Source organism: Actinomycetes bacterium (assembly GCA_024222295.1).
Taxonomy (GTDB): Bacteria; Actinomycetota; Acidimicrobiia; order Acidimicrobiales; family Microtrichaceae; genus JAAEPF01.
In genome coordinates, this window is record JAAEPF010000024.1 from 364472 (window position 1) to 383636 (window position 19165).

Annotated in this window: 17 protein-coding genes; 6 read left to right on the forward strand and 11 right to left on the reverse strand. The window is 67.5% G+C overall.

Annotated features, from left to right (window positions below; translation table 11 throughout):
• Position 1 precedes the first annotated feature (1 nt).
• From GY812_09560 to GY812_09570, 3 genes are all read left to right on the forward strand, one after another.
• Positions 2 to 787: a hypothetical protein gene (locus tag GY812_09560; protein MCP4435725.1), complete on the forward strand. Its 786-nt coding sequence runs from the start codon at positions 2 to 4 to the stop codon at positions 785 to 787.
• Between the two features lie 239 nt (positions 788 to 1026).
• On the forward strand, positions 1027 to 1992 hold the full coding sequence (locus GY812_09565) for an acyltransferase (GenBank protein MCP4435726.1): 966 nt from the start codon (positions 1027 to 1029) through the stop codon (positions 1990 to 1992).
• Positions 1993 to 2034: 42 nt separating this feature from the next.
• Positions 2035 to 2907: a survival protein SurE gene (locus GY812_09570; GenBank protein MCP4435727.1), complete on the forward strand. Its 873-nt coding sequence runs from the start codon at positions 2035 to 2037 to the stop codon at positions 2905 to 2907.
• A 34-nt stretch (positions 2908 to 2941) separates the two neighbouring features.
• On the opposite strand, the gene GY812_09575 is transcribed toward GY812_09570, so the two are convergent.
• Positions 2942 to 3331: a UDP-N-acetyl glucosamine 2-epimerase gene (locus GY812_09575; protein MCP4435728.1), complete on the reverse strand. Its 390-nt coding sequence runs from the start codon at positions 3329 to 3331 to the stop codon at positions 2942 to 2944.
• 94 nt (positions 3332 to 3425) lie between these two features.
• Between GY812_09575 and GY812_09580 the strand changes: the two genes are divergently transcribed.
• Positions 3426 to 4349: an SDR family NAD(P)-dependent oxidoreductase gene (locus GY812_09580; protein ID MCP4435729.1), complete on the forward strand. Its 924-nt coding sequence runs from the start codon at positions 3426 to 3428 to the stop codon at positions 4347 to 4349.
• Positions 4350 to 4360: 11 nt separating this feature from the next.
• Here the strand turns inward: GY812_09580 and egtD are convergent, their stop codons facing one another.
• The 3 genes from egtD to GY812_09595 all read right to left on the reverse strand — a co-directional run bounded on the left by egtD (position 4361) and on the right by GY812_09595 (position 8108).
• Positions 4361 to 5341, reverse strand: a complete 981-nt coding sequence (gene egtD, locus GY812_09585) for an L-histidine N(alpha)-methyltransferase (GenBank protein MCP4435730.1) — start codon at positions 5339 to 5341, stop codon at positions 4361 to 4363.
• 1 nt (position 5342) lies between these two features.
• Positions 5343 to 6626, reverse strand: coding sequence for an ergothioneine biosynthesis protein EgtB (locus tag GY812_09590; GenBank protein MCP4435731.1), 1284 nt, complete (start codon positions 6624 to 6626; stop codon positions 5343 to 5345).
• Positions 6627 to 6788: 162 nt separating this feature from the next.
• Positions 6789 to 8108 carry an ammonium transporter gene (locus tag GY812_09595; protein ID MCP4435732.1) on the reverse strand — a complete coding sequence of 440 codons (1320 nt, stop codon included), beginning with the start codon at positions 8106 to 8108 and terminating at the stop codon, positions 6789 to 6791.
• 230 nt (positions 8109 to 8338) lie between these two features.
• Between GY812_09595 and GY812_09600 the strand changes: the two genes are divergently transcribed.
• The gene (locus tag GY812_09600) at positions 8339 to 9907 is read left to right on the forward strand and encodes a hypothetical protein (protein MCP4435733.1); all 1569 of its coding nucleotides are present in this window, start codon (positions 8339 to 8341) and stop codon (positions 9905 to 9907) included.
• A 49-nt stretch (positions 9908 to 9956) separates the two neighbouring features.
• Here GY812_09600 and GY812_09605 read toward each other — a convergent pair whose 3' ends face one another.
• The 3 genes from GY812_09605 to GY812_09615 form a co-directional block, all read right to left on the reverse strand.
• Positions 9957 to 11180, reverse strand: coding sequence for a peptidase U34 (locus GY812_09605; GenBank protein ID MCP4435734.1), 1224 nt, complete (start codon positions 11178 to 11180; stop codon positions 9957 to 9959).
• A 9-nt stretch (positions 11181 to 11189) separates the two neighbouring features.
• The gene (locus GY812_09610; GenBank protein MCP4435735.1) at positions 11190 to 12590 is read right to left on the reverse strand and encodes an MBL fold metallo-hydrolase; all 1401 of its coding nucleotides are present in this window, start codon (positions 12588 to 12590) and stop codon (positions 11190 to 11192) included.
• 130 nt (positions 12591 to 12720) lie between these two features.
• On the reverse strand, positions 12721 to 13632 hold the full coding sequence (locus GY812_09615) for a sulfite exporter TauE/SafE family protein (protein ID MCP4435736.1): 912 nt from the start codon (positions 13630 to 13632) through the stop codon (positions 12721 to 12723).
• A gap of 52 nt (positions 13633 to 13684) precedes the next feature.
• Here GY812_09615 and GY812_09620 point away from each other — a divergent pair, with 52 nt between their 5' ends.
• Complete coding sequence (locus GY812_09620; protein ID MCP4435737.1) at positions 13685 to 14185, forward strand: hypothetical protein; 501 nt, start codon at positions 13685 to 13687, stop codon at positions 14183 to 14185.
• A 1-nt stretch (position 14186) separates the two neighbouring features.
• On the opposite strand, the gene GY812_09625 is transcribed toward GY812_09620, so the two are convergent.
• Genes GY812_09625 through GY812_09640 form a run of 4 tightly spaced genes read right to left on the reverse strand, consistent with a single transcriptional unit; the run spans position 14187 to position 19067 of the window.
• Complete coding sequence (locus tag GY812_09625; GenBank protein MCP4435738.1) at positions 14187 to 14957, reverse strand: GntR family transcriptional regulator; 771 nt, start codon at positions 14955 to 14957, stop codon at positions 14187 to 14189.
• Positions 14958 to 14982: 25 nt separating this feature from the next.
• Complete coding sequence (locus tag GY812_09630) at positions 14983 to 17592, reverse strand: FtsX-like permease family protein (GenBank protein ID MCP4435739.1); 2610 nt, start codon at positions 17590 to 17592, stop codon at positions 14983 to 14985.
• Positions 17593 to 17601: 9 nt separating this feature from the next.
• Entirely contained in the window at positions 17602 to 18360 is a 759-nt protein-coding gene (locus tag GY812_09635) for an ABC transporter ATP-binding protein (protein ID MCP4435740.1), read from the reverse strand.
• Positions 18361 to 18413: 53 nt separating this feature from the next.
• Positions 18414 to 19067, reverse strand: coding sequence for a DUF4230 domain-containing protein (locus tag GY812_09640; protein ID MCP4435741.1), 654 nt, complete (start codon positions 19065 to 19067; stop codon positions 18414 to 18416).
• Between the last annotated feature and the right edge of the window lie 98 nt (positions 19068 to 19165).

Below are 19165 nucleotides of genomic sequence, written 5' to 3' on the forward strand. Positions count from 1 at the left end.
CATCGACGTGCCCCCGACACCTGAAACGACAGCCACAGGCATCGACGGACCGCGGCTGGAATCGCTGCGCCATTGGAACATCGGCCTGGCGGTGCTGCACATCGGCCAGGCCGTCGCGGTGCTCGTTCTGGCCAGTGGGTTCACGATCGCGATCACATCCACCTTTCCGGTCGGTGCGCCCGGTTCGCCAGCCCCGGCGCCCGACAATCTGTTCGAGGTGCCGATCGGTGGCGCAGTTGCGTTGTTCCTGGTGATGGCCGGGCTCGACCACCTGTTGACGGCGACGGTGGGCCGCCGTGCATACGAGGCCGACCTGCGGCGGGGGATCAACCGGTTCCGCTGGGTCGAATACAGCTTCAGCGCCACCCTCATGGTGATCCTGATCGGCATGTTCTCCGGGGTCACCGACATCACGGCGGTGATCGCCATCGTCGGGGCCAATGTCGGGATGATCCTCTTCGGCTGGGTGCAGGAGAGGATGAACCCACCGGGGCGGGAACGCACCACGATGGTTCCGTTCTGGATGGGAACGGTCGTGGGCATCGCACCGTGGATTGCGATCGTGGTCAACGTGATCGGGGCAGAGGTCGTGCCCGGGTTCGTCTACGGCATCATCGTCGCCCAGTTCCTGTTCTTCTTCAGCTTCGGGCTCAACCAGTGGCTCCAGTACCGGGGCGTGGGCAAGTGGCAGGACTACGGCTACGGCGAGTGCGCATACCTCGTGTTGAGCCTCGCAGCGAAGACGGTGCTCGCCTGGCAGATATTCGGCGGTTCACTGGCCGGGTGAGCCCGCGGCACCCCACAAGGGGGCCGCTCGGCATGGGTGGATGTGCCCGGATGGGGTACTCACGGGGCCGGTGCGGGTTGACACCCTGCGTGGCGCGGTGACACCTTGAGCAGGTGTCTGTGGGCGACGTGGGCGACGTGACGCGGGGCGGAGAAGCACCCGAACCCGAAGATTCCGCGCCCGCGCAGGCGCGCTCACCGCAGGAGGACACGCAACGCCAGATGCCCCCTGTAGTTGCGATGAACCGCCTCGCATTCATCGACGTCATGCGCACGGTCGCGGTCGGCCGCGTCGTGGTCAACCACGCCCTGCCGTGGGCGTGGATGAAGTGGTTCGAGTCGCTGCCGGTGATGTTCTTCGCGTCCGGCCTGCTGGTCGGACGCAGCCTCGCGACACGCGACTGGAAGTCCGTGTTCATCGGACGCTTCAAGCGCCTCGCCATGCCCACCGGCCTGTACCTCGCGTTTGCCGCCACGATGAAGCTGACCGGTGCGATGGCGGGCACCACCACCCACCTCTGGTACGTGTGGACGTTCCTGTTGTTCACCGCGCTGTCGGGTGTGTTCCTGAAGCTGATCCGCTGGTCGCGGTGGGTCACCCTCTCCGCGGCGGCGCTGATGGTCGTGGCGCTCACCCTCTCGGAGGTCAACTCGACCGCCCTTAGCGGTGCCTACCTCCTCGCCTGGCTCGCCGGGATGATCTGGGCCGAGGACGACTGCCGACTGCCCTCGCGCCGCTTCCTCGTGACGACGGCTGTGCTCGGCGCCACGGCAGCCGTCGTGTCGGTCGCCCTGTTGCGCCAGCTCGACCTGCTCACGTCGCCCAGTGAACTGGGCATCTCGATGGCCGCGCTGGGTGCTGCATGGCTCGCGGTCGGGCTGCTTCTGCGTGACCAACTCGAGGCCCTCATGCACATGCGGGGCATCGGGCCGTTCATCCGCTACCTGAACAAGCGCCTGCTCACGATCTACCTGTGGCACCTGCCGGCAACCATCATCGGTCGCCAGTGGGCGGCCGACCTGGAACTGTCGTCGGTCTGGAGCGCGTTGTTCGTACTGGCGGTGACCTTCCTTGTCACCGGTATCGCCACCGTGGCACTGGGTGGTCTGGAAGATCGTGCTTCGGCATCCTCCAAGAAGGTGAAGGCCCGCGCTGCAGCTGGCTCCGGGAGCCCAGAAGACGGCCCCGCGATCGACCTGCGCTGAGATCGCGCCGCCTGTGCCGGCGTACCGCTACGGTCGGGTGCCATGAAGAAGCGCCTGGCCCTCTTGTTCCCGACCCTGGTGGTGTTCTCGGCTCTGCTGCTCGCAGGCTGTTCCAACGACGACAGTACGTCCGACGAGGCAAGCGAGGGCGATGCCACATCGTCCAGCTCCACCTCGGCTGTGGGTGACGCGGCCGGAGAGGCCGAGTCCGGGGCGGAAGCGCCCGTCAAGGTCATGGTGACCAACGACGACGGCATCGGTTCTGAAGGAATAGATGCGCTCGTCCAAGCCCTCGTAGCGCGCGATGACGTGGAGATCGTGGTGGTCGCCCCCGCTGAGAACCAGTCCGGCTCAGGTGGCAAGACCACGGACGCGGTGCTGGAGGCCAACGACGCGCTGACTGCCTCGGGGTACGAGGCGACGGCCGTCGTGGGCTTCCCGGCTGATGCGGTGCTGTACGGGATCGAGGAGCTCGAGGTCGAGCCCGACCTCGTCATCTCGGGCATCAACGACGGCCAGAACATCGGCCCGCTGGTGAACATCTCCGGGACCGTCGGCGCCGCCCGCCAGGCGGCCCAGCTCGGGGTCCCCTCGCTCGCGACGAGCCAGGGGTTCGGTGACCCACCCGACTTCGAGACCTCCGTGGAGGCCGTGATGACGTGGCTCGACGAGAACCTCGACGCCGTGCGCGACGGCACCCTCGGCGTTGCCACCGTGAGCAGCCTGAACGCCCCGACGTGTCCCCAAGGAGAGGTGCAGGGAGTCGTCGAGGTGCCGGTGGCTCCGGACACAGGTGCCGACCTCAACGCGGTCGACTGTGCAGGCACGGCCGATCCGGTCGACGACGTGACGGCCTTCAGCAATGGCTGGGTGAGCCTCTCGGCACTCGAGCCGTCCGGCAGCATCACTTCCTGAACGGGCCTTCGATCCCGACGCCGGGTGCAGCCCGTCAGGCGGCGCGGCTGTCGACGGCCGCCGGTTCACCGATTGGCTCGCGCACGAGTGCACCGGCCGGATAGCCGCGCTCGAACACGTCCTCGAGGTCCATCGCCCTCACCCGGTGCGAGCCGTCGTGGTCGTAACGCCGTTCGCAGAACTCCTGGAGGTTGCCCATCACAGCGGTGGAGAGGTCGTTCAGCGAACCGTCAGTGGCCGAGCCCAGGTCGACGCCCGGTGTCACATCGGCAATGGCGAGGATCTCGCGCACCATCTCGCTGTGCTGGCCCGTGGACACCACGACGGGGTCCATGAACTCGCTGCGGCGCAGGGCGGTGACGACGGGGAGCATCTTGATGGCTTCGGGTCGCGTGCCGATGACCGTGAGTACGTGAGCTGTCACAGGCCAACAGTCGCCCAGTGGAGCCACCGGGTTGAGGTGTTCGGGAACCGCGATCGGCGTGAGGGTGCACCGAATCAATGGCACTCTGTGGGGAATGCTTGATCCGTCGCAGTACAGGGTGCCCGACCAGGGCGGCAAGGTCGCCGTGGTTACGGGCGCCAATGGAGGGCTCGGCCTCTGTGTGGCCGAGCGACTGGCGGCCGCCGGCGCGGACGTGGTCATGGCCTGTCGCAACATGAAAAAGGCGGCGGACGCGGCTCGCCGGGTCGAAGCAGCATCAACCGGCGGCCGAGTGAGCGTGCTCGCGTTGGACCTGTCGTCGCAGAGCTCGGTGCGCGAGGCGGCATCGAAGGCAACGGCCGAGCTCGGGCGGGTCGACATGCTCGTCAACAACGCCGGAGTGATGGCGGTGCCGCGTGAGCTCACCGAGGACGGCTGGGAGCGCCAGTTGGCGACCAACCACCTCGGACACTTCGCGTTCACGGCGCTGTTGTGGCCGCTGCTGGCCGAGGCTCCGGCCGCGAGGGTCGTGGCGGTCAGCTCCAACGCGCACAGGATGGGGCGGATCCGCTTCGACGACCTCGACGGCGAGCGGTCCTACAACCCGTGGGTGGCCTATGCGCAGTCCAAGCTGGCGGACCTGTTGTTCGTCGCCGAGTTGCAGCGGCGGCTCGACGCCGTCGGCTCACCGGCCATGGCCACCGCAGCCCATCCCGGGTGGTCGGCCACCGACCTGCAGACCACCGGTCGAGGGGCGGGCCGTCTCGAGACGCGCCTCATGGACTTCGTCAATGGCCTGTTCGGCCAGTCAGCCGCAATGGGCGCCCTGCCGACGGTCCATGCAGCCACTTCACCCAACGTCGTGGCGGGTGGCTACTACGGCCCCGGCGGCCCGCTCGAGATGCGCGGCTTCCCTGTGCCGGTGGGCCGGTCGAGGGCCGCCGCCGATGCAGCGACCGCACACGCTCTGTGGGAGGTCTCGGAGCTGCGCACCGGCGTGGAGTTCACGGCCGGCTGACCTGCTCGTGCTCAGAGGTGCCGCGACAGGGTGAGCAGGAAGTCCCCGGCCGCGTCGGTCCAGCTCGCATGTACCCCAAGGCCCGCCGCCGCGAGTTCGCTGCGGACCTGGTCCTCGGTGAACTTGGTGCTGATCTCGGTGCGGATGTGCTGGTCGCGTCGCAGTGCGACGTCCAAGCCGCCTAGGGCGGCCAGATGCACCGACTGATCAGCCAGCGACACGAGGTGCATCTCGATGCGCGAGTCCGCTTCGTTCCACACGGCGCGGTGCTCGAAACCACCGATGTCGAAGTCGGCCCGCAGCTCGTCGTTGATGACCGACAGCGCGTTGAGGTTGAACCGGGCGGTCACGCCCTGGGAATCGTCGTAGGCGGCCAGGAGGCGGGCAGCCGGCTTGACCAGGTCGGTACCCAGCAGGAACCAGTCGTCGTCATCGAGCGTGGCGGCCACCTCGGCGAGGAATCCCTTGCGCTGTGCCGGGTCGAGGTTGCCGATCGTCGAGCCGAGGAAGGCGAGCAGGCAGGTTCCCTCGGTGGGCAGACCTTCGAGATGCTCGTGGAAGTCGCCCACCACGGCATGTACGCGTATGTCGGGTCGCCCGGCGGCGATCGACTCGGCCGAGCTGCGCAGCACCTCCTCGGAGCAGTCGAAGGGCGCAAAGGTGTCGAGCGTGCCTCGGCGGTCCAGCGCGTCGAGCAGGATGCGGGTCTTGTCCGATGTGCCGGCCCCGAGCTCGGCGAGCGTGTGTGCGCCCGTGATTTCGGCGATCTCGTCAGCTCGCTGCACGAGGATCGAGCGCTCGCTCTCGGTGGGGTAGTACTCCTCGAGGCGCGTTATGTGGTCGAACAAGTCAGAGCCGACTTCGTCGTAGAACCACACCGGCGGAATCCACGGCGGGTCGTCGCTCAGTCCTTCGAGTGTCTCCTCGGCCAGGTGAGTTGACCACGCCGACTGGTCGAGGTGGATGTCCACGGTTATTCGCGAGTCGGTCATGTCAGTTGTCATGGGCCAGCCTCAGTCCGCTGAACGCCCAGCGCGACCGTGTGGGAAAGAAGTTGCGGTAGGACACGCGCTCGTGGCCCGGCGGAGTGACGCTGGCGCTGCCGCGCAGGACGTGCTGGTCCACCATGAACTTGCCATTGTATTCGCCGACAGCACCGGTGGCCGGCTTGAACCCGGGGTAGGGCAGGTACGCCGAGGTGGTCCACTGCCAGACCTCGCCACAGAACTGAAAGGGGTCGGTGCCCGGCGACCCGACCCGGCTCGGGTTCAGTGCCGGGCACGCGCCGCGCCGGGGAGGCTGCCAGTGTGCTCGGGCGACGGCCTCCCATTCGGATTCGGTGGGCAGGCGGGCCCCACGCCAACGCGCGAATGCGTCGGCCTCGTGGTAGCTGACGTGTGTGACCGGTGCAGCAAGGTCGACCGGTTCATTGCCGTACAGCGTGAACTGGTGCCATTGCTGGTGGGCGTGTGACCAGTAGAGGGGCGCAGTCCACTCGCGGTCGGAGCGCAGGTGCCACCCGTCGCTGAGCCACAGCTCGACGCGGTCGTAGCCGCCGTCGTCCATGAACTCGATCCACTCGCCATTCGTGACCAGTCGGTCCTCGAGCGCGAACGGCTCCAGCCACTGGCGGTGCACTGGCCGCTCATTGTCGAAATGGAACCCGTCTTCGGAGTCGGCACAACCGACCTCGATGAGTCCACCGTCGTGTTCGAGTCGACCGGCAGGGGGTGTGTGAGTGGGTACGTTTCCCGCTGGGGCAGCCGTGCGCGGCTCATAGGCGGGGTCGAGGGGGTTCTGGGACAGCATGTGCTTGGCGTCCATCAACAGCAGCTCCTGGTGCTGCTGCTCGTGTTGCAGGCCCAGCTGCACCAGGTCCAGCGCGAACGGGTCCAACGCGCCGTTGTCGAGCGCAGAGGTCATCGCATCGTCGACCGCTGCGCGGTAGCGGCCCACCTCCGCCACGTCGGGCCGGGTGATCATGCCGCGGCGGGGGCGTGGCTGACGCGGTCCGACTGCCTCGTAGTAGCTGTTGAACAGGTACCGGAAGTCGTCGTCGAACGCCTGGTACCCATCGAGACGTGACAGCACGAACTCCTCGAAGAACCACGTCGTGTGGGCCCGGTGCCACTTGGTCGGGCTCGCGTCGGGCATCGACTGCACGACCTGGTCCTCGGCGCCGAGTGGAGAGGCGAGTGAGTCCGTGATCGCGCGGACAGCCTGGTAGGCCGAGCCGTCGGCCCGGGGCGGTTCGGGTGCGGTGTTGTTCTCCCGTATGAGGCTCACAACCCGGTTCACGATATGGCCATTCCGATGGCCGTTGGGGTCAATCTCGCCATTGCGCGGGGAAGCGCCGGGTCTTCGGTGACCCGGCGCTTCCAGATGATCCCCCAAGGGATCGGTCGAACCGCCTCCACCGACGGTCCGACCAGGCTCCCGCTAGACCGAGACGGTTTGCCTCGCGCCCACACCCGCTCCGGCGGGCCCGCTGCCACCGATGTGAGCGGTGTCCTCGTTGTAGCCGGGGGCACCGTGCTCGAGGATGTCGAGTCCCTCGATCTCCTCCTCGGCGCTGACCCGCAGCCCGACGGTGTACTTGATGGCCAGGAACAGGGCGAACGATGCGGCCAGTACGAATGCTGCGATTCCGGCCACGCCGACCAGCTGGGTGAACAGCAGGTCGAAGGAGCCGTCGGAGATTACGCTTCCCTCGAGGGCGAACACGCCGACCAGCAGGGTGCCCAGAGCGCCGCAGGTGCCGTGCACCGAGATGGCGCCGACCGGATCGTCGATGCGGACCCGGTCGAGGAACAGCACCGACACGACCACGACTCCACCGGAGAGCACACCGATGGCGATGGCGCCCCAGTTGCCTACCGCTGCGGTACCGGCAGTGATGCCGACCAGGCCTGCGAGCAGGCCGTTGGCCGCCATTGCCACGTCGGGCTTGCCGGACTTGAGCCAGATGGCTCCCATGGCGGTGAGGGCTCCTGCTGCTGCCGCCAGGACGGTGGTCAGAGCGATGTTGCCCACCTCCGGGAAGTCAGCCGCCAGCTGGGATCCCGGGTTGAAGCCGAACCAGCCGATGAGCAGGATGACCGCACCGATCACGGCGAATGGGATGTTGTGTCCCAGGATGGCTCGCGGCTTGCCGTCGGGGCCGTACTTGCCGAGGCGTGGTCCGAGCACTACTGCTCCGGCCAGCGCTGCGAGGCCACCGGTCATGTGCACGATCGAGGAGCCGGCGAAGTCGGTGAACAGGCCGTCGTTGAACTGTGAGATCCAGCCGCCGCCCCAGGTCCAGTGGACCACGATCGGGTAGATGAATCCCGTGATCACCAACGAGTAGAGGAAGTAGCTCTTGAACTTGGTGCGCTCCGCCATGGCCCCGGACACGATCGTGGCCGCTGCGGCGGCAAACGCCATCTGGAAGAAGAAGTCCACCCCGGGTGACAGACCGCCGTCGGCGGCGCTCCATTCCCCGGTGGCGCGGAGTGCCTCGTTGCCCCAGCCGATCAGGCTGTTTCCTTCGGGGCCGTAGGCGATCGAGTAACCGATCAGGAAGAACATGATGGCGCCTCCGGAGAAGTCCATGAGGTTCTTCATCATGATGTTGGACACGCTCTTGGAACGTGTCAGGCCAGCCTCGACGAGCGCGAACCCGACCTGCATGAATATGACAAGGACCGCTGCGACGAACACGAATGTGTTGTCCAGAAAGACCTTGTTGGCTTCCGGTACCAACTCTTGGGCTAGCAAGGTGACTCCTCGGGGTTGCGTTACAGAGATCGTTCGCCTGCCAGCCACACTGCTCGCAGGTGATGGTGCAGACCTTGGTCGCCTCCCGTTGCCGCTTTGTTCGGTGAATGTGAACGTGCTGTTACACGTCGCCAGGCCGGCCTTTCGGCGCTCGGGCGGCCTCGGGTACCGTTCTGCCAGGCGTTGCGGGCCCCGGGGCCCGCAGTCGGGCGGAGAAGCGGGGGACAGCAGTGGCTGCGTGGATCGACAGGCCGAGCAGGCGGAAGTTCCTGTGGGGCGGAGCGGGTGCCGTGGGTGCCGCGACGGTCGCAGGCTGCACCACCCTGCCATCGTTGGAGACTGTCGAGGGGCCCTGGGACTGCGGTGTGGCGTCCGGGCTGCACTCACCGGACGCCGCCGTGTTGTGGACCCGTTTCGCCCCTGCGGTGATCTCCTCGGTCGAACTCGCCTGGGAGGTGGCCACGGATGCCGGTTTCGCGGCGGTTGTCGCTTCCGGCACCGTCGCTGTCGACGCCGACACCGACGGCTGTGCCAAGGTGCTCGCCGAAGGACTCGCCCCGGGAGTGCGCCACTGGTACCGGTTCCTGGTCGGTGACTTGGCGTCGCCTGTGGGGCGCACGAAGACGCTGCCGGAAGCCGGCGCATCACCCGCGTCGATCCGCCTTGCCGTGGCCAGCTGCCAGGACTTCTCATCCGGCTGGTACCCGGCGTGGCGCGAGGTGGCCGATACCGATGTCGATGCGGTGCTGCACCTGGGTGACTACATCTACGAAAAGGCAGGCTCTCCCAACCCGATCTGGGGCGTGCGTGACGACCCGAGCGACGCAGCGGTCGACCTTGCCACCTACCGCGCGAAGTACCGGATGTACCGCTCGGACCCCGACCTGCGCGCGGCGCACGCGGCGCATCCGTTCTCGCCGGTCTGGGATGACCACGAGTTCGTCAACAACCACGACCGTGCACGCATAGCCGAGGACGCGGTGCGTGCCGCCGACGCCCACAGGGCCTGGTTCGAGTACCAGCCGGTCTGGCCGATCGACGGAACCCGCATATACCGCCGCCACCGCTTCGGAGACCTGCTCGAGGTGTCAATGCTCGACACCCGCCAGTACCGCGACCCCAACCCGGATGCGCAGATCCTCCAGGTCACCTCGGTGCCGCCCGCGTCCATGGTGCACGACGAAGGGCGCAGCATCCTCGGGACCGACCAGCGCGACTGGCTGCTCGACGGACTCGGCGCAGCCCAGGGCGACGGTGTGCGCTGGAAGCTGCTGGGCCAGCAGGTGATGGTTGCTCCACTGCGATGGATAGACCTCGACGAGCCGGTGTTCGGCGACGTTCCCCGCCATGCGGGCGTGTACTTCAACCTCGACCAGTGGGACGGCTACTCGGCTGAGCGGGACCTGCTCACGGCCTTCCTGCACGACGAGGGCATCTCCGACACGGGCGTGTTGACGGGCGACATCCACTCCTTCTGGCAGTCGTCCATCCACCTCGACATCGAGGACCACCACAGCCCTGCCGTGGCCCAGGAGTTCGTGTGTGGCTCGGTGTCCTCGGTGGCGATCAGTTTCAGCCGGGAGCTCGCACAGGCGTTCAGTGCGTTCACCAAGGGGTTCTCACCGTGGTTCCGATGGGTCGACTGGGGGCGCCGCGGCTACGGACTGCTCACCGCGACACAGGACGACATCAACGTCGAGTACCGGGTGCTGGACCCGCGTGTCCGTAATGCCGCCGGCCACACGGCAGCGGGATTCGACTGGGCGGCGGGCACGACCGACGTATCGGTGACCGTCTGACCGTCTGACCGTCTGACCGGGCACCTGGCGACCACTGGCCGCGGGACTGTCAGGCGGGCAACGCGGATGCGCGGTTCCAGCGTCGCCAGATCCTCGCCACTTGCCGAGGACGTGTCTCGGGTGCCGCCTTCGCCGCCACGGCCTCACCGACCAGGTCGGTCCAGCCGGCCTCGAGGTTGTCCGCGGCCGCGAACGCGTCGACCGAGGGCGGCGGCTCGACCAGCCAGCGTTGCTCGACCGAGTCGCGCTCGGCGCTGAAGCGGCAGAGCAGCGCGTCGGGATTCCGCATGACCGATCGATGCAGCAGCTCGTGACGCCACCACACACTGCGTTGGTCGAACACGTTGCCCGGTGCCGGGCCCAGGTCAACGGGCTCGTCCACCCGGGCAGGCTTGAATAGCGAGGTGCACGGGGCTGACGTGCCGGTGAGCCAGTGGCGCCCCGAAGGCCGCAGGTCGCTCACCATCGACGACGTCGACTGGCTCGAGGTGAGCAGGCCGCCGGCGTGCGCGCAGGGGGCCGACAGTGCGCCATTGACCAGCGAGTAGCGCGGCCCTGCGCCGTCGGTCCCGTGGTCGCGCAACGCCGCGAACATGTCCGCCACGCCGTTTGCTGCCGCAGCGCTGGCCTCGGTGCGGGCACGTCGCTGCACACAGGCAGACACCCGCGAGCGCAGGGGGTCGGCGTTGGCCTGGGCGAACCCGTCGATGGTGAGTCCGTTGGAGATCGACCGGCCGCGGCCGGCGACCTCTTCGGTGGCATGCGATCGCCCGGCTGTCTCCAGCACGATTGCGCCGTTGGGATCGGCGACGATGAAGGAGTTGTCGTAGCTGAAGCCGGGGTGCTCGTGGGAGGCCGGGCCACCCTGTCCGTGCCGCTCGAGAAGCGTGACGATGCACTCGACCGCCTCGTGTGCTGTCGCCGTGCGTTCGAGGGCCAGGCGGAGCATGTCCATGCCCAGCAGGCCCCGCTCGATCTCGCTGCCGTTGCGCAGGAGGCCACCGGCACGCGTGAACACGGCTTCGTTGCCGATCACCACGCCGTGCTCGTTGGTACCCATCTCGGCTCCCCAGATCCACCAGGGGCGCGAGATCAGCACCGCGTTGGTGTGTTCGGCCTGGTCGATGGTGATCCACGTGCAGCGCAGCTGCGATCCGGGGGGATGGTTGGCGCGCCGGTGCCATTCGGGCACCTGTGACTCATTGGGGTCGCGGTCGCTGTTCTTGGCGAAGAGGATCCCGTCGTCGGTCAGGCTCACCAGCGTGTCGCACACGCCACGAATCTACGGCTGCTCGTCGAGTGTCTGCAGTGCGGTGTAGCCGCCGATCACGTCACTCACATCGCCGAACCCGTTGGCGCGCAGCAGGCTGGCCGCGATCGAAGAGCGGTACCCACCGGCGCACATGGTGACGACCGGCTGGTCGCGGTACTGCGAGAGCGCGTCGAGCTGGTCACGCAGGCGGGCAACCGGCACGATCACAGCGCCGTCGACCGTGCCCTCCTCGGTCTCGGCGGGATTCCGCACGTCGATCACCACGAGGTCATCGAGTGCACCGCGCCGCGACTGGAAGTCCTCTGCTGTGAGCCGCGATGACCGGTGGATCTGTTCGGGGTTGGCCGCCATCGTGCCGTAGGGGTCGGACAGGTAGCCGACCACCGAGTCGAATCCGATCCTGGCCAGTCGCGTGCGGGCCTCGAGTTCGGAGCCGGGTTCGCAGACGAGCACCAGTTCGTCGCCCGGGCGTGCCACCGAGCCTGCGTACTCGGCGAAGCGGCCATCGAGAGCGATGTTGACCGAGCCCGCGATGTGCCCGCCGGAAAAGGCCGACTGGTCGCGGGTGTCGATCACGAGAGCACCGCGGTCACGGGCGGCCCGCAGTGCGTCGAGGTCGATGCTCTCGGGCAGTTCGCCTTCGTCGAGGAGCTCGCGGTCCTTGCGGTTGAGGATCGCGTCGTGCACGAAGTATACGGGCGCCGCCGGCTGGCCCTCGGTGACCACGTCGAGGAACGCTTCCACGTCCATGTCGGCCAGGGCGTAGTTGCTGATGCGTTGCTCGCCGATCGTGGACACCGTCTCGGTGGACAGCGACTTGCCGCACGCCGAGCCGGCACCGTGGCCCGGGAACACCTTGGTGGCGTCGGGGAGAACCATCAGCTTGTCGCGCAGCGAGCCGTAGAGCGCGCGGCCGAGCTCATCCGCGGTGACACCGATCGACGCGAGCAGGTCGGGGCGGCCGACGTCGCCGATGAACAGGGTGTCACCGGTGAGCACGCCATGGGGGACCGCGTCAGGGTCGTCGACGTCGCCAGGATGCTCCCAGATCACGATCGAGATCGACTCCGGTGTGTGGCCAGGCGTGTGGAGGATCTCGAGGGTGACCTCACCGAGCGCGATGCGCTCGCCGTCGGCCAGCTTGCGGTGCGGGAACTCGGCGTCGGCCGCGGAGCCGTAGGCGATCTCTGCGCCGGTTGCCTCGGCCAGCTCGAGGTGACCGGAGAGGAAGTCGGCGTGGAAGTGGGTCTCGATGACCATGACGATCTCGAGGCCGTGGTCCTGTGCGGAATCCACGTAGTCGGCGATGTCGCGCTTGGGGTCGACCACCACCGCCTTGCCGGTTGTCGGGTCACCGATCAGGTAGGAAGCCTGTGAGAGGCAGTCGAGGTAGTGCTGTTCGAAGATCACGGCGGGCTGGTTCCTTTCGCCCGATGTGCTGCGGGGTGTGTCGAGCCGGGTTCCCATTGTGTATCTCCTGTCGTCTCTCTGTGCGTTTGGGTCGTTGTGTTCGGGGGTCGGGGGTTGCGTGGGTCAGCGCTCAGGCGAGCGCCGTGACGCCCTGGACTGCGGTCCAGGCGGCCATGGCGAGAACCAGCACGGTCAGGGCGACCGAGAGGGTGCGTGCGGGAAGTCGGTGGGCGACCCGCCGGCCAAGGAGCACTCCTGCTGTTGCCAGGGCGGTGAACGGGGCAACGATGCCCCAGTCCACCGAGCCGAGATCCGCCCGGAGTGCCAGTGCAACTGCGCTGTTGATGGCGATCACGACCAGCGATGTGGCCGTGGCCGAGCGGATGTCGAAGTCGAGCACCAGGACCAGGGCGGGCACGATGATGAAGCCGCCGCCCACGCCGAACAGGCCAGTGAGCAGCCCCACGGCGGTGCCTGCGGCGACGATGCGCACCAGCTGGCAGGTGTTGATCCCGGCCACGATCCTGCAGTTGCGCACGCGGCCGCGGCGGGTGGTCACCTGGGCGGCCGACTCGCCGACGCGTTGCAGCGACAGCGCGGCGCGCTCGCCCGCAGCGGGTACGGGCTCGCCGCCGGTGGTCGGGGGGTCCGAGGGGACAGAGCTGGATGGGCCTGCTGCTTGCTTGCGCAGGTTGAGGGCCATGCGGCCGGCCACGACAACCATCAGTGCTGCGAAGCCGATCAGCAGCACGCCTTCGTCGAGTCCGCGGTTGAGTGTGGTGCCCACTGCGGCGCCCCCGATGCCTGTCAGGCCGAACACGACCCCGGGCGCCAAGCGCACTCGACCGGTGCGCAGGTCGGAGGCGAGCCCGATCGCGGCAGCTGTGCCGACGACGATCAGCGACGCCGTGGTGGCTTCGGTTACGGCGAGGCCGGCCACGCCCACGAGCACGGGCACAGCGAGGATTGACCCTCCGCCGCCGGCCGCGCCGAGTGCGAGTCCGATCAGTGCTGCGAGGCCGAGGATCAGCGCCGTCTGCATAAGTCCAAATGTACGTACAAATGTCGCAACAGTCAAGCTCAAGCAGGATGTGATGCGGGCAGGTGTCCGGATTAGCGTCGCGACCATGGTCGACATCGCAGCTGAGGACGCAACGAGCATCTGCCGCACAGGCGAGATCCCCTGGGCCGAGCTGGCCCCTGGAATCGAGATGAAGGTGATGCGAAAGGGAGAGGGCAGTGGCCGCTACACCGTCATGAACCGCTTCGCGGCCGGCACGGTGCTGCCGAAGCACTACCACCACGGCGAGGTCCATGCCTTCACCGTGAGCGGCAAATGGGGCTACCTCGAATACGACTGGGTCGCCGAAGCGGGCGACTACATCTTCGAGCAGACCGGCACGATCCACACGCTCTCGGTGCCCGAAGACGCCACGGAACCCGCGGTCATCCAGTTCGTGATCGAGCAGGGCATGGACTTCTACGACGAGAACGGTGAGGTGTTCCACACCGAGAACCCCGAGTCGATCATGCAGCTGTACTACGGCGCGCTCGACAACGCCGGCATCGAACACCCACAAGGCGTCCTCGACTGACCTACTTGCGGCTGTCGCCGTAGTTGGTGAGGCGCAGCGAGGCCTCGGTTCGGCCGGCCTCGAATCGCGTGACCACCGCGAATCGGTCCGCACGCACGAGGCTGCGGCGCCACTCGACCGGTCTGTCGGCGACCTGGCCGAGTCGCTCGAGGCAGAACACGGCATCAGGGCCGTCGAGGCCCAGCCGCTCGGCGTCCTGCTGAGACGGCATGACGGCACGTACGCGCTCCCAACCCGAATCGGGTCGTCCGGTGCCGTGCTGGGCAAGTTGTTCATACAGGCTCGTATGGGACCAGTCGGTGCCTGCCAACGGGGTGCCCACCTGCTCGGGCAACCAGACCCGGTCGACTGCCAGCGGCTCACCATCCGCGCGGCGGAGCCGCTCGATCAGCACCAGCGATGCGTCCGGTTCCAGACCGAGCGCGCCGGCCGCCTCGGCGTCGGTGACCGTTCGCTGGCCCAGTACCTCCGAGGTCTGCTCGAGCCCGCCGGCCTCCACCGCCTCGAACAGGGAGTACATCGAGTCGAGCGGTTGCTCCACATGGCCGCCGGCGAGCACGGTGCCACGGCCGCGTTCGCGTACCACCAGACCTTCCTGGGAGAGCCGCCTCACCGCTTCGCGCGCGGTGTGCCGGCTCACCTCGTAGGAGTCGACCAGTTCCTCGTCAGTGGGGAATCGCTCGTCGAATTCGCCGCGGTCCATGCGACGCCGCAGGTCGGACTCGACCTGCGCCCACAGCGGTAGGGGGGAAGCCCTGTCGACCGAAGCCATGTGTTCCATCGAACCACGTCGGCGCTCAGGTCGCAGACATCGCCTCGAGCATCTCCACCTTGACGGCCTTGCGAGCCGGCCAGAGTGAGGCGAGCACGCTGATCACGACGCCGGCGGCGAAGATCAATCCGACCCGTCCCCAGTTGAGCGAGAGACCGCCACTGGTGACGGAACCCACGACCACGAAACCGAGGAACACGCCGGAGGCGACACCGATGAACGTGCCCAGTACTCCGATCAGGAACGATTCCGTGCGCACCATCGAGCGGACTTGTGACCGGGTCATGCCGAGGGCGCGCACCATCCCCAGTTCGCGTCGGCGCTCGTGGATCGACAGATTCATGGTGTTGACGATGCCTATCAGCGCGATCAGCACCGAAAGCCCCAGGAGGCCGTTCACCGCAGCGATCAGGAAGTCGATCACCGAGCCGAGCAGCTGGCCGATGAAGTTGCCGGGTACGGCTTCGAGTCCGGTGTAGTCCTCCAGCAGGTTGTCCAGATCCGTGCCCACCGCGTCGATGCGGTTCTGGTCGGCACGGATGAACACCTGGCCGACCGGCTGCTCGCCCGCCACCTCGGTGAACACGTCCTCGTTGACGATCGTGCCGAGGAAGAGCAGGAACAGGTCGCCGATGTCGAACTCCATCACTGCCGCCACGGGTACCTGCACCGTGTCGCCCTGCGGGTCGATGAGGTTGTACACGTCACCGACAGCCACCGAGCCCGCCGTGGAAGCCGAACCACCGATGTCGAGTGTGGGGCCCGATTCGCTGCCGGGTTCACCGCTCTGTGGCGCGGTCGTGGTCGGCGATGAGCCGGCGCTGCCGCCGTTCGCCACGAGCTCGTCGAAGCCGAACGTGGCCGCGCCCTCGCCGGCTGCCACGTCGTCGAGTGAACCCTCTGAGGCCGTGATGCCGGTGGTGCGCTTCAGGTCGTCCATGTCGGCGCCGCTGAGCATCGCAGTGTTGCCGCTGGTGTCGGTCACCTGCGCGTTGCGCACGCCCGCCACGTCGGTGACCCCGTCGATCCTGCCGATCTCGCCCAGCACCTCGTCGGGCACGGGCGTGGCGCCGATCACCACGAAGTCAGATGAACTCATCTCGGCCAGTTCGCCCATCATCCAGTCCCGGAATGCGGTTCCCGACACGGTCACGAGCGTCACCAGGAACAGCCCGATGACCAGTGCATTTGCGGTGGTCGCGGTGCGTTTCGGGTTGCGGGCCATGTTGTCAGCAGCAAGTCGGCCGGTGAGCGTTCGGCCGAGGATCGCCTTCATCAGCCTGCCCGTCAGGCGGGCCAGCAGCGGGCCGCCGATCACGATGCCCCAGAACAACAGGAATGCTCCGATGCCGAGCAGCCACGGATTGGTTGAGACGAACCGGGTGAACAACAGCATCGCGACGCTGAGCGCCAGCATCGACCCACCGATCCACATCCGCGCCGCAGAGGTGCCCGAGTGGTCGACGGCGGCGGAGCGCATCGCCTCGACGGGAGCTGTGCGCCCGGCGCGGAATGCGGGGATCATCACGGCCAGCACCGTGATCACGGTGCCGGAGATGAGCGTGACCATGACGATTGCCGGGGTGAGCGCGAACCCGGCGCTCGGTATCGGTACGTCGAACCGGTCGAGGATCCACTGCACGAGCATGCTGAGCAGCACGCCCACGACCAGGCCGATCGCGCTGGCCAGCAATCCCAGCACGGAGCCCTCACCGAGCAGCGAGCGCCGGACCTGGCCCGGAGTGCCACCGATCGAGCGGATGAGCGCCAACTCCCTGGTGCGTTGAGTGACCACGACCGTGAAGGTGTTGTAGATCACGAAGCCGGCGACGAACAGGGCGAGGAAGGCAAAGCCGAGCAGCACGGGCCGAAGGAAGTTGGCGAACTCCTCGGTTGCAGCCCGGGCGTCGGTGCGGAACTGGTCGCCCGTCTGGACGAGCAGGCCGGCCGGCACTGCGCCACGTATCGCGTCGATGGCCCCGCTCGATCCGTCGGTGCGGATCAACAGCCACGAGTACTGATCCGACCCAGCGCTGAGTATGTCGAGACCGTCGACGGGGTCGAAGAACACGGTTCCGCCACCATCCACCGAGGCGGCCTTGCCGAATTCGGTGATGCCCACGAGCTCGGCGGTCGTGGGGCCCGATGGCGTCGCCAGGTCGAGGGTGTCGCCGATCGACAGGTCGCCGTCCCCAGCAGTCTCCCGGTCGACGGCCACCTCTCCCTGTTCGCTCGGAGCGCGGCCGTCGGTGAGCGAGAACGCATTGAGTTCGTCATCGGTGAACCAGATGCGCCCGAGCATCTGCGAACGGATCGGGTCGCCGTCGGAATCGAGCACCTGGGTGCTCTCCGCCAGTTCGCCCTCTGCTGCCTCGACCTGTGGCAGCGCGCGCACTTCGTCGAGCACCGAGGCATCAACGCCCCCGGGGCCACCGCGACCGGCGGCGTCGCCCGGGCTGACCGCCACGTTCACTGCTTCGTACTGGAGCTCCACGTTCCCGGCGGTGGCATTCGAGATCGCCTGGGTGAGCACGAGGCCCGTGGCCACGAAGGCCGTACCGGTTATCACCGCCACGCCGGTGGCAATCAGGCGGGTCAGGTTGGCCCGCAGGTTCTTGATGGTGAGGCGCCACATGTTGAGCCCTCAGGCCGAGAGCTGGCCCATGCGCTCCAGCACGGCCTCTCGCGTCGGTTGGAGAAGCTCGTCCACGATCTCGCCGTCGGACAGGAACAGCACCCGGTCGGCGTGGGTGGCGGCCACCGGGTCATGGGTCACCATCACGACCGTCTGTGCGAACTCGTTCACCGCGTTGCGCATGAAGGCGAGGATCTCCGTCGAGGAGTGCGAATCGAGGTTGCCGGTCGGCTCGTCGGCGAAGATGATCCGGGGCCGCTCCACCAAGGCCCGGGCCACCGCCACGCGCTGCTGCTGGCCACCTGAGAGCTCCGATGGCTTGTGGCTGAGTCGGTCGCCGAGCCCGACGGTCTGCACGACATGGTCCATCCACTCCGGGTCGGGCCTGGCTCCCGCCAGATCGAGCGGGAACGTGATGTTCTCCTCGGCGGTGAGCGTGGGCAACAGATTGAACTGCTGGAATATGAAACCGACCTGTTCCCGGCGCAGCAGGGTGAGCTGCTTCTCGTTGAGGGTGCTGATGTCGACATCGCCGATCAGCACCTGGCCGGCGGTGAGGCGGTCGAGTCCGGCAGCGCACTGCATGAGGGTGGATTTGCCCGACCCCGATGGGCCCATGATCGCGGTGAAGCGCCCCGGTTCGAACCCGACGCTGACCCCGTCGAGTGCACGGACTTCGTTGTCACCCTCTCCGTAGACCTTGTACCCGCCGAGTACCTGTGCCGCCCACTGCACCGCAGTCGGCGGGGCTTCGTTCGTGGCTTCCAAGGCTCATCCTTCGTTTTCTGGGGGGCGGAACCCGAGGGCTCGTCCTGTCGAAACTAGACGGGAGCCGTCGACCAGTTCACGACCACCTCTTCGAAGCCGGCAGCGCCGAGGAATCCCTCGACCCACGCCTCGGTGTTCTCCTGGGCGGTCGTGTGCATGTCGGCTGCTGCCGCCGCATCGTTGAGCTTTCGCTCCGCCGCCCTGTAGAGGCCGCCGTCGTCGTACGGGTTGGTGGAAAGGAAGTCGGCCACGCGATTGATGAGGCCTCGCTGGCGCGAGACGATCCGGGTCGAGTCCTCGTGCACGTCGGCATCCTGGAGCACCGGCTCGGGGAGCGTCACGGTGATCGTGGTGCCATCCGCCGAGGTCGTCACGGACTGGTCGGTGAGCCCGGAGAAGTCCACCGTGGCACGGACGGTGCCCGCCACCATGGCCACGGTCCGTTCGCCGCCGATGGCGTCGGGCAACCATTTCGTGTCCTGTTCGATGTCGACGTCCTGGACGAACTCGGCCTCGGCCGCGGTGAACTCGTTGAGAACGCGGATCTGTTCGACCACGGTCGGCCCCGACCGGTCGACGGTCTCGGTGCCGAAGGGGTTGAGGAACGCCAGGGTCACAGCCGCTCCGATGGCCATGATCGCCACGGCCATGAACGCACCGAGCACGACACCCGGGGCGCGTCTGGGGGATTTCGCAAGCCTTGCCATGGGTCGACTGTGCACGAGTCGCCGGCTTGTGCGCACCCCTGTCGCGGTGAGGCCTCTCAGTCGCGGAGTGCCCTCTCAGTCGCGGAGTGCCCTCTCAG